This window comes from Janthinobacterium sp. RA13 (assembly GCF_000745325.1).
Taxonomy (GTDB): domain Bacteria; phylum Pseudomonadota; class Gammaproteobacteria; order Burkholderiales; family Burkholderiaceae_D; genus Janthinobacterium; species Janthinobacterium rivuli.
On sequence record NZ_JQNP01000001.1, the window covers coordinates 5,024,439 to 5,037,693 of the forward strand.

Here is a 13,255-nt window from a genome sequence, read left to right on the forward strand (position 1 = left end):
CATCTTGATCATTCGGCATGATTGACGGCGCGACCACCTTCCGCCGCCGGCCAGTAGTGGCTATCGGGCGTGTCCCGCGCGCCGAAGATGGCCTGGCCGACACGCACGACGGTGGCGCCTTCTTCGATGGCGATTTCATAATCGCCGGACATGCCCATCGACAGTTCGTCGAGGCCGATGCCATGCGGGACGTCCTGGCGCAGCCGGTCGCGCAGTTCGCGCAGCAGCACGAAGCAGCGGCGCACGCGCACCGCTTCCGCCGACAACAGCGCCAGGGTCATGAGACCGCGCACGCGCAGCGCCGGGAAGGCGGACAGCTGGCGCAGGAAAGCGGCCACCTCGTCCGGCGGCAAGCCGTACTTGCTGGCTTCGCCCGAGGTGTTCACTTGCACGAACACATCGAGTCCGCGCCCTTCCGCTTGCAGGCGCCGCTCCAGCGCCTCGGCTACGCGCAGGCTGTCGAGGGCCTGGAATTCGCTGGCAAAGCGCGCCACCAGCTTGGCCTTGTTGGTCTGCAAATGGCCGATCACCGACCATTGCAGGTCGGCCAGATCCGCCATCGCTTCCCATTTGCGGCCCACTTCCTGCGGCTTGTTTTCTCCCAGCATGCGGCAACCGGCGGCGTACGCCAGGCGCAGGCTCGCTTCGGGCTTGGTCTTGCTGACGGGCAGCAGGCGCACGCCGGCCGGATCGCGCCCGACCCGCTGGCACGCGGCCGCCATGCGCGCATGCACTGCCGCCAGATTGCGGCGGAAGTCGTCCACCGACACGGCTTGCGGCCAGTGCCCATGCCGCTCATGCATGGTGGGAGTGAGCAGGTGAGTGTCGTTGTGCATGTGTCAGCCTTGTAATCGCCTTATTGACGGCAGGAGTCGCCGCAGTGGTATATTATTGTCCTATGCCAAAATATATCATGTCTGAGACTATCGTGAAAATCACAGGGAAAACCGCGGCGGAACTGTTCGACAGCATCCGCGCGCTGACGCAGGCGGGAGAATTGGCGCCGGGCCAGGAGCTGCCCACCGTGCGCGAGCTGGCCGCGACCTTGGGCGTCAACCGCAATACCGTGTCGCTGGCCTACCAGCGCCTGGTGACGGCCGGCATCGCGGTCACGCAAGGGCGCCTGGGCACGGCCATCCGCCCGCAGCGCGATCCCGGCGAGCAGGAAGGCTTGCTGCCCGGCTCGCCGCTGGCTGACCTGGGCGGCGGCAATCCGAACCTGGCCTGGCTGCCCGATGTCGGCGCGGCCCTGGCGCGCAAGCCATACCGCCCGCGCCTGTATGGCGAGGCTACCGTGGATCCGGAACTGGAAGTGCTGGCGCGGCGCTGGATGGCCGGCGATTGCCCCGAGGGCCACGACATCACCCTGACGAATGGGGCGGTGGACGCGGTCGAGCGCCTCCTGGGGGCGTATCTGGTCGCGGGCGACAAGGTGGCCGTGGAAGACCCATGTTTCATCAGCAGCATCAACACCTTGCGCAGCGCCGGGCTGCACGCTGTTGGCGTGGCGGTCGACGCCGAGGGCATGCAGGCCGGGGCGCTGGAGCGGGCGCTGGCGCAAGGCGCGCAAGCCGTCATCGTCACGCCGCGCGCGCACAATCCCACCGGCTGCAGCCTGAGCGCGGCGCGTGCGGACCAGCTGCGCGCCGTGCTGGCCGCTTACCCGCACGTGCTGGTCATCGTCGACGACCATTTCTCGCTGCTGTCCACCGCCGGCTACCAGGACGTGATTCCCCCTGCGGCCCGGCGCTGGGCGCTGATCCGTTCCGTGTCGAAGATCTTCGGCCCCGACCTGCGCCTGGCCGTTGTCGCCAGCGACGGGCAGACGGCCCAGCGCCTGCGTCTGCGCCTGGCGCCCGGCACGAACTGGGTCAGCCATCTCTTGCAGGATGCCGTGAGTTCCTGCCTGTCGTCGCCCGAGGTGTCCGCGCAAGTGGTCCTGGCCCGCGCCGACTATGCGCGCCGCCGCGACATGGTGGCGGCGGCGCTGGCGGCGCACGGCCTGGTCTGCGCCAGTCCCGCCGATGGCCTGAACCTGTGGCTGCCGCTGCCGGACAGCAGCCAGGCCGTCGTGCTGGCGCTGGCCCGGCATGGCTGGCTGGTGCGCGGCGGCGAAGCCTTCGGCGTGCAGGCGCCGGCGCAGGGATTGCGGATTACCGTGTCGACCATCGACGAAGCGAGTGCGCAGGCGTTCGCCGGCGTGCTGGCCCAGGTGCTTGGCCGGCCATAGTTTTTAGTTACTCGCCACAGAAAGGGAAAAGCATGAAAGTCCATTTCATCGTGCATGAAGCGTTCGAGGCGCCGGGCGCCTATGAGACTTGGGTGCGCGAGCGGGGCCACGAGGCTGCGTATTCGCGCGTCCATGCCCACGAGCCGTTGCCCGGCTCCATCGCGGACATCGACCTGCTGGTCGTCATGGGCGGACCGCAGTCGCCGTCGACGACGCGCGAGGAATGCCCGCATTTCGACGCGGCAGCCGAACAGGCCCTGATAGCCGCATGCGTCGCGGCGGGCAAGGCCGTGGTCGGCGTTTGCCTGGGCGCGCAGCTGATCGGCGCGGCCCTGGGAGCGCCCCATGCGCACAGCCCTGAAAAGGAGATCGGCAAGTTTCCCATCGTGCTGACGGAGGCAGGGCGGGAGAACGACAAGTTCAAGCATGTCGGCGATGTTCTGGAAAGCGGGCATTGGCACAGCGACATGCCGGGCCTGACCGATAGCGCGAAGGTCATCGCCTATAGCCAGGGCTGCCCGCGCCAGATCATCGAATACGGCAATCTGGTGTACGGCTTCCAGTGCCATATGGAGTTCACGCCGGAGGTGGTCGAGCTGCTGATCGCCGCGTCGGAAGCAGAACTGGTCACGCTGGAATCGCACCGCTTCGTGCAGCAGCCAGCTATCCTGCGCGCCCACGACTGGCAAGCCATGAACGGCCAGCTTTTTATCTTCCTCGACCGCCTGATGCAGGCGTACGCGGCGCAATAAAAAAACGCCAGCATGATGCTGGCGTTGTGGGGCAAGCGGCGAGGCGCTTATTTCTTCGGCGCGCTCAGGCATTCCTTCATGAAGGCTTTGCGGGCGTCGCCTTTCATGTCCTTGGCGTCGACATTGCACGCTTTCATCTTGTTTTGCTGCGTCATGGCCGGCGCCGGCTTGGCGCTCAGGCATTCCTTCATGAAGGTCTTGCGCTCATCGCCTTTCTTGCCGGCGGCGTCCGCATTGCAGGTCGTCATTTTTGACTGTTGCGCCGTCTTGGCGACGGGCGCCGCTTCCGGTGCGGCGGCAAAGGCGGTGCTGGCAAACGCGGCGGCGATGCAGAGGGCGATGAATTGTTTCATGGTAAATCCTTTAGACGCAGTCGGTGGAAGGGGACATGCAATCGGCAGGTAATGCCGATATGCAGAACGTAACTAACTATATGACATTTATCAACAAAATTTCCACTCGAGTGTGTCTTTTTGTTACTGGCAGGTACAAGGCGCTCCCTGGCTGGCCCGGGTAGCCATGTTGCGGCGGCAGCGCCCCTGTTTTTTGCTATGCTAGCGTCTTTCCACCGGCCGATGCCGCTGCCTTGGCCGGCGCACCCTCAATACGGAGTAGTTATGGTCTCGTTGCAAGAGCAGTTTTTAAAGGCCGGCCTGGTCGACAAGAAGAAGGTCAAGCTGGCCAACCAGGACAAGAGCAAGCAGAAAAAGGACGAGCGCAAGAGCGGTACGCAAAGTGTCGACGAAGTGCGCCTGGCCGCGCTTGAGACGCAGCGCAAGAACGCGGAACGCGCGCGCGAACTGAACGCCCAGCGCGACGCGGCTGCCAACCAGAAGGCCATCGTGGCGCAGATCGCGCAAATGGTGCAAAAAAACCGCCAGAGCAAGGGCAACAACGGCGACGTGCCGTATAACTTCACGTTCAACAACAAGATAGAGCGCATTTACGTGACAGCCGCCGTGCAAGCCCACCTGGTGGCGGGCCGTCTGGTCATCATCTGCCTGGGCGGCGCCGTGGAACTGGTGCCGCGCATCATCGCCGACAAGATCGCCGAACGCGACCCCGCCATCGTCGTGCGCGTCAAGCAGGCCAGCACGGAAGTGGATGAGGACGATCCGTATGCGGCGTTCCAGATTCCCGATGATTTGATGTGGTAAGAACGACGGGGCTGGCCGCAGCCGGCAGCCTTGCTCGATTCAATAAAAACGCCAACCCGAAGGTTGGCGTTTTTATTGGCGCGGCAAATTCTGTTACCCGGCGCAAGCAAGGCACGGGGAGATGCAAGGCTAGGCCGGTATCTGGACAGTTGCCATTACTGCGCTGCGGGCGCGCTTCTCTCATTCGTGGCTTGCCTGGCAGCAGGCAGGCCAAATGACGCTGGTAATCGCCCCAGGATTTCGCCAGTGATGCCGGAGTAAAAAACGATGCCCAAGATATTCCCAGTAAGAAATACTCTATCTGTCGTAGTCACGTCGATTTGTTGTGGTGTTGAATCGGACGACTCGTAGTCGTAGGCAATGTAAGGCGATGCCAGCTGCATCACGATCATCGCCTTCAAGACCGGCAATTCTTTTGCCGCGACGGCATTTTCCAGCGTAAACTGGAATGCAGGTTTTATGTATTGGGTGTAGCCCCGGTCAATATCCAGGAATGGGATGCGATTGACGGCAACGCCCATCGTGGATGTGTACGTTTCTTCAATGGGATAGTAGCCGCGATAGTAGCCGCGATAGGTGCTGCGTCCTTTATAACGGCCTTTCGAGTTCAATTTGGAACTCAAGTCAAATTGGTCCAGTCCTTTATAGGAAGGCTTGTTGATGTCATAGTCAGGCGCGCCGATGCCATTCAAGTCTCGTGTGCGGGGAAAGACATACAGCTTCACCTTTCCCGTATCCGCATTGAAATCGTACCCAATGCCAACGGAATATGCTCCGTCTTTTTTGACGGAAACAACAAAGGCCAGTGCATCATTCAAGCTCGAATCCGCCACCACTTTTTCGTTCAGCGCTGCCGCCATTCTGCGCTTGTAGTCAGCCGTCGATTCAAACTCCCCCTTTTTCTCGCGCACAAATTTTTTGACTGCCTCGATGACCGCGCCCAGCGGCAAGCCTGGATACGCCGGATCGAGGCGGTCGCTGTCGAGCATCTCCATGGAAAATTTCTCCCCCTCCACCTTTCGTTCCCATGGCCTGTGGAGGACGGCACTCTTCTGTTCCTGAGGCGTTGCGCTCGATGGGCTTTTCACTTGCTCTGCCACTTGCGTGGCCTGTGCCGTGCCCATGCCTGCAAGTGCGCTGGTGGCAGCCAGCAAGAACCATTTTTTCATTTTCATCATCCTTGATGCCGGTGTTAATATTTATTTAATTTTAACATGTTTCCCATGGGGAATATCTGCCGGTATCGGGGTACTGGCGTCTCGCGTCAGGCCGCCGGGCCATGCGCTGGGGGGGAAATACCGTATCGGATGAGGGGAGGATGCCGGCATGCGGCCGGAAGAGGGGGATGCTGCGGTGAATTGGCGCAGTCCACAAACAAAAACGCCACCCGAAGGTGGCGTTTTTGAACGTATAACGAATTCTTGGTGGCCCGGGGCGGAATCGAACCACCGACACAAGGATTTTCAATCCTCTGCTCTACCGACTGAGCTACCAGGCCAAGGTGGCGAATTATAGCAGACCAAAACGGGAATGCAAGAGCCGGCTGCGACTTTTCCCCGATTTCATGCATGGGCATCATCTTACTTGCGTGTGGATCAAATATGATTTGATATAAACGGTATTTTTCTCAACAAAGGATGGGCGCATAGTGTGATCATTGAATGTATTTGAGAGGACTGCCGCATGAACACGACTACCCAACACACCGCCATCCCTGAAATCGGCCTGGGCACCTTCCGCTTGCAGGGCCAGGTCGTCATCGATTCCGTCACCACGGGCCTGGACGTTGGTTACCGCCATATCGACACGGCGCAAATCTACGGCAATGAAGCGGAAGTGGGTCAGGCGATCGCCGCCAGCGGCGTCCCGCGCGATGAGCTGTTCGTCACCACCAAGATATGGATCGAGAGCCTGCAGCGCGACAAGCTGATTCCCAGTTTGAAAGACAGCCTGCACAAGCTGCGGCTGGAACAGCTGGACCTGACCCTGATCCACTGGCCGTCGCCGCAAGACGCGATTCCCGTGGCCGACTACATGGCGGCGCTGGCGGATGCCAAGACGCAGGGGCTGACCAGGGCCATCGGCGTGTCGAATTTCACCAACGCGCAGCTGCGGCAAGCCATCGATACGGTGGGCGCGGCAGAAATCGCCACGCAGCAGGTCGAGATCCACCCGTTCCTGCAAAACCGCAAGGCCATCGATTTCGCGCGCAGCCAGGGCATCCACATCACGGCCTACATGCCGCTCGCGTACGGCAAGGTGATGGTCGATCCCGTGATCGCTGCCATCGCCGCGAAGCACGGCGTGACGCCGGCGCAAGTGGCCCTGAGCTGGTCGCTGCAGCAAGGCTTTGCCGTGATTCCGTCGTCGACCAAGCGCGCCAACCTGGAAGCGAACCTGCATTTCCAGCGCATCACCCTGTCGCCGGACGAGATGGCGCAGATGGCGACCCTGGAGCGTGGCGAACGCCTGGCCAACCCGGACGGCCTGGCGCCGCAGTGGGATTGAGGTGAAGCCCATGACTGCGATGCAAAAGCTGGGGCAGGGCGGTTTCAGTATCGGCCTGGAACTGCCGCTCGATAACGACTGGTCGTCCACGGGGCGCCATGCGCATGCGGCGTCCGGCCGCGTGCCGGGCGAACCTGACCTGAAACAGCATGCGGCGCTGGCAAAGCTGGCCGACCGCCTGGGTTTCCGCGCCCTGTGGCTGCGCGACGTGCCCCTGTACGATCCGTCGTTCGGCGATGCGGCCCAGGTCTTCGAGGTGTTTACTTACCTCGGCTACCTGGCCGGCATCACGGACAACATCTTGCTGGGCACGGCCGCCGTGGTGCTGCCGCTGCGCGAGCCGGTGCTGACGCTAAAAGCGGCGGCCAGCGTCGACCAGTTGAGTGGCGGGCGTTTGCTGCTGGGCGTGGCAAGCGGCGACCGGCCCGTCGAGTATCCCGTGTTTGGTCGTGATTTCGAGCAGCGCGGCGCCGCCTTTCGCGAGCAGGTCGCCATGCTGCGCGACTGGGGCGAGATGCGCCTGCCGCCCGGCATCCGTCTGCTGCCCAAACCGGCCGCGCCCTTGCCGCTGCTGGTGGCGGGGCTGGCGCAGCAGTCGCCCGCGTGGATCGGCGCGCAGATGGATGGCTGGCTCGCCTATCCGGGCACGCCGGACGACCATGCGCGGCGTTCGGCGCAATGGCGCGCCGTGGCCGGCGACGACAAGCCGTACGTCAGCTTCATCCACCTGGACCTGGATGAAGATCCGAACTTGCCGCTGCAGCGCTTCCGCTTTGGTGGGCGCACGGGGCGCGATGGCCTGATCGCCGAGCTGCACGCCATGCGCGAAGCCGGCGTGCAGCATATCGGCCTGCAGCTGCGGCAGAACCGCCGCCCGCTGGCCGAGACGATGCAGGAGATCGCGGACTACGTGCTGCCCGTCTTTCATGGAACCGCTTGATCTGGGGCACGCGTCCCGTACTTCGGGACTAGCTGAAAAGGGTGGGGCAAACGCTATAATGGCCGCATGAACAGTCCTACTTCCCCCACCATGCGGCGCTTCATGCATAGCCACAGCGACGTTTGCATCGTCGGCAACGGCGCCATCGCGAAAACCACGGCGCTGGCGTTTGCCCAGGCAGGACAAAGCGTCACCCTGTTATCTCCGGCGAGCCCGCCGGTGACCGCATCCCCTTCGGCCAGCAGGCCGGTCGAAGCCAGCTGGGACGTGCGCGTGTATGCGCTCAATCACACGGCGCACGACTTGCTGTCGTCGCTGAAGGTATGGGGCGCCCTGGAGGCTGACAGGGTGGCGCCAGTCGACGCCATGCTGGTCAACGGCGACGGCGCGCAGGCGGGCGGACTGGGTTTCGACGCCTACGGCGCCCATGTGGGCAGTTTGGCGTGGATTGTCGAAGACCGCAACCTGGGCCAGGCGCTGGACGCCGCCCTCAAATTCGCGCCGAACGTCAGCGTGCTGCAGGGCCGCGCCAGCCGTCTGGAATGGACGAACGACTCGGCCATCGTGCACCTCGATGGCGGCGACACCATCACCTGCGCGCTGGTGGTGGGCGCGGACGGCGCCCAGTCGTGGGTGCGGGGCCAGTGCGACATCGGCCTCGATTACCGCTCGTATGGCCAGCGCGGCGTGGTCAGCAACTTCGCCTGCGAAAAGCCGCACCATGGCGCGGCGCACCAGTGGTTTACGGGCAGCGAAGGCATCGTCGCGCTGCTGCCGTTGCCAGGCGACCGCGTTTCTCTCGTCTGGTCGGCGCCCGATGCGTTGGCCGATACCTTGATGACCGAACCGGCCGACGCCCTGGCCGCGCGCCTGGCCGCGTATTGCCAGGACAAGCTGGGCAAACTCACGCCCTTGCAGCCGGAACTGGTGCGCGCCTTCCCATTGACCCTGATGCGCCCGCACGCCATGGTGGCGCCGCGCGTGGCCCTGGTCGGCGACGCCGCCCACGTGGTGCACCCGATGGCCGGCCACGGCATGAACCTGGGCTTTGCCGACGTGGCGCAGCTGGTCAAGACGATCAGCGAACGCGAAGCGCACCGCGGCATCGGCGACGAACGCGTGCTGGCCCGATATGCGCGCGCGCGCAAGGAAGACGTGCTGCTGATGCAGCTGGCCACCGATGGCCTGGCGCGATTATTTGGCGCCGATCTGGAACCGTTGCGCGTGGTTCGCAATTTGGGATTAAACTTGCTGGATAAATTACCTGCCCTGAAGCGCAAAATGATTGCGCACGCCTTGGGGCATCCGTAAATATCAGCGTATCTTAAGATATCGCCGGATAATGGCATTAGTGAAAATTCAAGGTCGCCGCAGCTGGTCTGCGGCGCTCGTTTTATTAAAGAGATAACGGCGCCGGGCCCCCTGCCAGTTTCGCCGGGCGTTACAAAGTGGAGAAGTGATAGTGATCAAAATGAGCAGAATCGCATTGGTACTGGCCTCGGGCCTGATGATGTCGTGCGCCGGCGCCGAAACGCCGACGGAAGCAAACATCAAAAAGCTGATCGAGCCGCGCCTGGGCGAAGGCGCCAAGGTCGATTCGGTCAAGGAAACGCCGTACGGCGGCCTGTACGAAGTGCGCACGGGCGGCGACATCCTGTACACGGACAAGAGCGCGCAGTACCTGTTCGTCGGCCACGTCTTCGACGCCAAGACGTCGCAGGATCTCACCAAGGTGCGCCTGGATGAAGTCAACCGCATCAAGTTCTCCGACCTGCCGCTCGATTCCGCCATGAAGACCGTCAAGGGCAATGGCAAGCGCGTGATCGCCGTGTTCGAAGATCCGAACTGCGGCTATTGCAAGCGCTTCCGCCAGAACGCTTTGAAGGAAATCGACAACGTCACCGTGTACACCTTCATGTACAACATCCTGTCGCCGGACTCCATCGTCAAGTCGCGCAATGTCTGGTGCGCGCCGGACCGCAACAAGGCCTGGGATGACTGGATGTTGAATGGCAAGGCGCCGGCCACGGTGGCCGCCACGTGCGCCAACCCGCATGAAAAAATCCTGGCCCTGGGCCAGCAGCTGCGCGTCTCGGGCACGCCAGCCATCTTCTTTGCCGACGGCAGCCGCATTCCGGGCGCGGTCGATGCGAAAACGCTGGAACAGAAATTCTCGACCATTAAGTAATCCGGGCTGTCGCCAGGAAGGCTGGACGGCGCGCCCTCGCAAGGCGCGCTTTTTTTTGCGTTTTTTTTCGCTGTCGTATCATCAAGTGTTGTTCGTAGACGCCATAACAATCCAAAGAGGGGAAGCAGCAGATGATTACCTTGAATATCAACGGACGCGACACGCAAGTCGACGCCGATCCATCCACGCCCATCCTGTGGGCGTTGCGCGATAACCTGAACATGACGGGCACCAAGTTCGGTTGCGGCGCGGCCCTGTGCGGCGCCTGCACGGTGCACCTCGACGGCCAGCCGATCCGCTCGTGCATCACGCCGATTTCCTCGGTGGGCGCGCAAAAGATCACCACCATCGAAGCGATGGAAAACGACCAGGTGGGCAAGGCCGTGCAGGCGGCATGGGTACGTCACGACGTGCCGCAATGCGGCTACTGTCAAAGCGGCCAGGTGATGAGCGCGACGGCGCTGCTGCGCACCAACAAGGCGCCCAGCGATGCCGACATCGACGGCGCCATGAGCGGCAATATCTGCCGCTGCGGCACCTATCAACGGATCCGCGCGGCCATCAAGGACGCGGCCAAGACCCTGGCCTGAGGAGAGCGACATGCGTATCGAATGGTTGAATCAGGAAGCATTGCAGCATGGCGGCGTGACCCTGGGCGCGGCGCTGGCATCGGCGCCGGTGGCTGTCGCTGGCGCGGCCGATGGCGTGTCGCGGCGCGGTTTCATGAAGGCTGGCGCGGTGGCCGGCGGCGGCTTGATGCTGGGCTTTTTCCTGCCGGGCGCAGGCAAGCTGGCGCAGGCGGCCGATGCCGCGCCCGCCAAGCCCGTGTATGCGCCGAACGCGTTTTTGCACATCGCGCCCGACAACACGGTGACGGTGCAGGTGAACCGGCTGGAATTTGGCCAGGGCGTGCAAACGAGCTTGCCCATGCTGATCGCCGAGGAACTTGACGCCGACTGGAGCCTCGTGCATGGCGCCCTGGCGCCCGCCGGAGAACAATACAAGGATGCCGCCTACGGCATGCAGATGACGGGCGGCTCGGGCAGTATCGCCCATTCGTTTACACAGTACCGCGAAATCGGCGCCAAGGCGCGCGCCATGCTGGTGGGCGCCGCCGCCGCGCAGTGGAAAGTCAGTCCCGACCAGGTGCGCGCCGCCAAGGGCGTGCTGTATGGCCCCGGCGGACAAAAAGCGAGCTACGGCGAATTTGCCGACGCGGCCATGCGCCAACCCGTGCCCACCACCGTCAAGCTGAAAGACCCGCGCGACTTTGTCATCATCGGCAAACCCGTGAAACGCCTGGACGCGGCGGCCAAATCCACGGGAAAACAGCAGTTCGGCATCGACTTCAAGCCGCCTGGCGCGAAAGTGGCCATGGTGGCGCGTCCGCCCGTGTTTGGCGCCAAGGTGGCGACATTCGACGCCAGCAAGGCGAAAGCCATCAAGGGAGTGCTCGAGGTGCTGGAAGTGAAGACCGACCGTGGCGGCAGCGGCGTGGCGGTGATCGCCACTGGTTACTGGCCTGCCAAGCAGGGGCGCGACGCTTTGGCGATCGAATGGGATACGAGCGCCGTGGAAAAGGTCAGCAGCGACAAGCAGCTGGCCGCCTTCAAGGCGCTGGCGAAAACGCCGGGCACCATCGCCAGGCCTGCGGACATGGGCAAGCTGGCCAAGGCGCCGAAAAAGATCGAAGCCGTGTACGAGTTTCCCTACCTGGCGCACGCGCCGATGGAGCCGCTCAACTGCGTCGTCGATCTGCAAGCCGACAAATGCACGATGTGGGTCGGTTCGCAATTCCAGACGGGCGACCAGGCGGCGATCGCGGCCACCTCCGGCCTGAAACCGGAACAAGTAACCCTGCACACGATGATGGCGGGCGGCGGCTTTGGCCGGCGCGCCGTGCCCTCGTCCGACTATGTGGTGGAAGCCGTCAACGTCGCCAAGGCATACCGGGCGGCGGGCAAGAGCGGTCCGTTAAAGCTGATGTGGAGCCGCGAGGATGACATCAAGGGTGGCTACTACCGGCCGTCGCATGTGCACCGCGCGCAGATCGGCCTCGACGCCAAGGGCAAGATCCTCGCCTGGGACCACACCATCGTGGGCCAGTCCATCATGGCCGGCACGCCGTTCGAAGCCTTCATGGTGAAAAATGGCGTCGATGGCACCATGGTCGAAGGCATGGGCGAGCCGTACACTCTGCCGATGAAGCTGTCCGTGCATACGGCCAAGGCGAACGTGCCGGTGCTGTGGTGGCGCTCCGTCGGCTCGACGCATACGGCCTTTGTCATGGAAACCCTGATCGACGAGGCGGCGCACGTGGCGAAGATGGACCCCGTCGCCTACCGCAAGCAGCTGATCGACGCGAAGCACACGCGCCACATCGCCGCGCTGGACCTGGCTGTGGCCAAGTCCGGCTATGGCAAGAAGAAGCTGCCGAAAGGGCAGGCCTGGGGCGTGGCCATGCACGAGTCGTTCAATTCCGTCGTCGCCTACGTGGTGACGGCTTCCGTGGTGGAAGGCGCGCCCAGGCTGCACCAGGTATGGGCGGGCGTGCATTGCAACCTGGCCGTCAATCCCTTGACGATCGAGGCGCAAGTGCAGGGCGCCGCGCTGATGGCGCTGGGCATGACCATCCCCGGCGCGGCCATCACGCTCAAGGATGGTGTGGTGGAGCAGCAGAACTTTGGCGATTACCCGGTGCCGCGCATGCAAGACATGCCGGTGATCGAGGTGCACCTGGTGCCGTCGGGCGACGCGCCGACGGGCATGGGCGAACCGGGCGTGCCGCCATTGGCGCCTGCATTCGCCAATGCGCTGTTTGCGCTGACGGGCAAGCGCCTGCGCAAGCTGCCGTTCGACCTGGCGGCCGCATGACGGCAGCGGTTTTTTGAGTACGGTCGGCATCTTGCTGGCAGCCGGAAGGGGACGCAGGTTCGACCCTTCCGGCGTGCAGAACAAATTATTGCAGCCGTTGACAGAAGGCCCGCATGCGGGCTTGCCGGTGGTCGCGGCGGCTGCAAAAGTCATGCTGGCAGCCCTGCCGCGCGTGCTGGCCGTGGTGCGCGCCGACGACACGCAGGTGGCGCGCGCGCTCGGTGCGCTGGGCTGCGAGGTGCGCGTCTGCCATGACGCCGACACGGGCATGGCCGCTTCGCTCACCTGCGCCATCGACTATGTGCGCGGCGCGCCGGGCTGGCTGATCGCCCTGGGCGACATGCCTTACGTGGAAGCGGCTACAATCGCCGCCTTGTCGCACGCCATCGGCGATGGCGCGCGCATCGCCGTGCCCGTGTTCCAGGGACGGCGCGGCAATCCTGTCGCGTTCAGCGCCGTTCACTTGCCGCTGCTGCTGGCGCTCGATGGCGACCAGGGTGCGCGCAGCATCGTCAACAGACATGCCGTGTGCGAAGTGACAGTGGACGACAGCGGCATCTTGCGCGATATTGATACACCTGACGATTTGTAAGGCGGGGCAGTGGC

13 protein-coding genes and 1 tRNA gene are annotated in these 13,255 nt (G+C 63.5%); 10 read left to right on the forward strand and 4 right to left on the reverse strand.

Going from position 1 to position 13,255, the window contains the following annotated elements:
• Window positions 1–8: 8 nt before the first annotated feature.
• Window positions 9–836, reverse strand: a complete 828-nt coding sequence (locus FG13_RS22200; protein WP_035824397.1) for a YggS family pyridoxal phosphate-dependent enzyme — start codon at window positions 834–836, stop codon at window positions 9–11.
• 92 nt (window positions 837–928) lie between these two features.
• On the opposite strand from FG13_RS22200, the gene ptsJ reads away from it, so the two are divergent.
• Complete coding sequence (gene ptsJ / locus FG13_RS22205) at window positions 929–2,230, forward strand: MocR-like B6 salvage transcription factor PtsJ (protein ID WP_035828595.1); 1,302 nt, start codon at window positions 929–931, stop codon at window positions 2,228–2,230.
• Between the two features lie 32 nt (window positions 2,231–2,262).
• Window positions 2,263–2,982 (forward strand): glutamine amidotransferase-related protein, encoded by a 720-nt coding sequence (locus FG13_RS22210; RefSeq protein ID WP_035824400.1) that lies wholly within the window; start codon window positions 2,263–2,265, stop codon window positions 2,980–2,982.
• Window positions 2,983–3,029: 47 nt separating this feature from the next.
• Here FG13_RS22210 and FG13_RS22215 read toward each other — a convergent pair whose 3' ends face one another.
• On the reverse strand, window positions 3,030–3,335 hold the full coding sequence (locus FG13_RS22215) for a PsiF family protein (RefSeq protein WP_035824403.1): 306 nt from the start codon (window positions 3,333–3,335) through the stop codon (window positions 3,030–3,032).
• Between the two features lie 264 nt (window positions 3,336–3,599).
• Between FG13_RS22215 and FG13_RS22220 the strand changes: the two genes are divergently transcribed.
• Window positions 3,600–4,139, forward strand: coding sequence for a DUF2058 domain-containing protein (locus FG13_RS22220; protein ID WP_034784389.1), 540 nt, complete (start codon window positions 3,600–3,602; stop codon window positions 4,137–4,139).
• A gap of 155 nt (window positions 4,140–4,294) precedes the next feature.
• On the opposite strand, the gene FG13_RS22225 is transcribed toward FG13_RS22220, so the two are convergent.
• Together FG13_RS22225 and FG13_RS22230 are read right to left on the reverse strand one after the other, a co-directional pair.
• Complete coding sequence (locus FG13_RS22225) at window positions 4,295–5,308, reverse strand: hypothetical protein (protein ID WP_152598836.1); 1,014 nt, start codon at window positions 5,306–5,308, stop codon at window positions 4,295–4,297.
• A 253-nt stretch (window positions 5,309–5,561) separates the two neighbouring features.
• Window positions 5,562–5,637: transfer RNA gene (locus FG13_RS22230), tRNA-Phe, on the reverse strand.
• 185 nt (window positions 5,638–5,822) lie between these two features.
• Between FG13_RS22230 and dkgB the strand changes: the two genes are divergently transcribed.
• From dkgB to FG13_RS22265, 7 genes are all read left to right on the forward strand, one after another.
• Complete coding sequence (dkgB, locus tag FG13_RS22235) at window positions 5,823–6,647, forward strand: 2,5-didehydrogluconate reductase DkgB (RefSeq protein WP_035824409.1); 825 nt, start codon at window positions 5,823–5,825, stop codon at window positions 6,645–6,647.
• Window positions 6,648–6,657: 10 nt separating this feature from the next.
• Window positions 6,658–7,587: an LLM class oxidoreductase gene (locus tag FG13_RS22240; protein ID WP_035824410.1), complete on the forward strand. Its 930-nt coding sequence runs from the start codon at window positions 6,658–6,660 to the stop codon at window positions 7,585–7,587.
• 66 nt (window positions 7,588–7,653) lie between these two features.
• The gene (locus tag FG13_RS22245) at window positions 7,654–8,898 is read left to right on the forward strand and encodes an FAD-dependent monooxygenase (protein WP_035824411.1); all 1,245 of its coding nucleotides are present in this window, start codon (window positions 7,654–7,656) and stop codon (window positions 8,896–8,898) included.
• Window positions 8,899–9,058: 160 nt separating this feature from the next.
• Window positions 9,059–9,775, forward strand: coding sequence for a DsbC family protein (locus tag FG13_RS22250; RefSeq protein WP_035824412.1), 717 nt, complete (start codon window positions 9,059–9,061; stop codon window positions 9,773–9,775).
• Between the two features lie 131 nt (window positions 9,776–9,906).
• Window positions 9,907–10,365 carry a (2Fe-2S)-binding protein gene (locus FG13_RS22255; protein WP_034753534.1) on the forward strand — a complete coding sequence of 153 codons (459 nt, stop codon included), beginning with the start codon at window positions 9,907–9,909 and terminating at the stop codon, window positions 10,363–10,365.
• A 10-nt stretch (window positions 10,366–10,375) separates the two neighbouring features.
• The gene (locus tag FG13_RS22260; protein WP_035824413.1) at window positions 10,376–12,649 is read left to right on the forward strand and encodes a xanthine dehydrogenase family protein molybdopterin-binding subunit; all 2,274 of its coding nucleotides are present in this window, start codon (window positions 10,376–10,378) and stop codon (window positions 12,647–12,649) included.
• A gap of 13 nt (window positions 12,650–12,662) precedes the next feature.
• A complete protein-coding gene (locus FG13_RS22265) occupies window positions 12,663–13,241 on the forward strand; it encodes a nucleotidyltransferase family protein (RefSeq protein ID WP_035824416.1) in 579 nt (192 codons plus the stop codon).
• Window positions 13,242–13,255 lie beyond the last annotated feature (14 nt).

Excerpts from the sequence above, each read along its gene's own strand:
- FG13_RS22200 (WP_035824397.1), bottom strand. The coding sequence starts at position 836 with ATGCACAACGACACTCACCTGCTCACTCCCACCATGCATGAGCGGCAT.
- FG13_RS22210 (WP_035824400.1), top strand. The coding sequence starts at position 2,263 with ATGAAAGTCCATTTCATCGTGCATGAAGCGTTCGAGGCGCCGGGCGCC.
- FG13_RS22215 (WP_035824403.1), bottom strand. The coding sequence starts at position 3,335 with ATGAAACAATTCATCGCCCTCTGCATCGCCGCCGCGTTTGCCAGCACC.
- FG13_RS22220 (WP_034784389.1), top strand. The coding sequence starts at position 3,600 with ATGGTCTCGTTGCAAGAGCAGTTTTTAAAGGCCGGCCTGGTCGACAAG.
- FG13_RS22225 (WP_152598836.1), bottom strand. The coding sequence starts at position 5,308 with ATGAAAAAATGGTTCTTGCTGGCTGCCACCAGCGCACTTGCAGGCATG.
- dkgB (WP_035824409.1), top strand. The coding sequence starts at position 5,823 with ATGAACACGACTACCCAACACACCGCCATCCCTGAAATCGGCCTGGGC.
- FG13_RS22240 (WP_035824410.1), top strand. The coding sequence starts at position 6,658 with ATGACTGCGATGCAAAAGCTGGGGCAGGGCGGTTTCAGTATCGGCCTG.
- FG13_RS22245 (WP_035824411.1), top strand. The coding sequence starts at position 7,654 with ATGAACAGTCCTACTTCCCCCACCATGCGGCGCTTCATGCATAGCCAC.
- FG13_RS22250 (WP_035824412.1), top strand. The coding sequence starts at position 9,059 with ATGAGCAGAATCGCATTGGTACTGGCCTCGGGCCTGATGATGTCGTGC.
- FG13_RS22255 (WP_034753534.1), top strand. The coding sequence starts at position 9,907 with ATGATTACCTTGAATATCAACGGACGCGACACGCAAGTCGACGCCGAT.
- FG13_RS22260 (WP_035824413.1), top strand. The coding sequence starts at position 10,376 with ATGCGTATCGAATGGTTGAATCAGGAAGCATTGCAGCATGGCGGCGTG.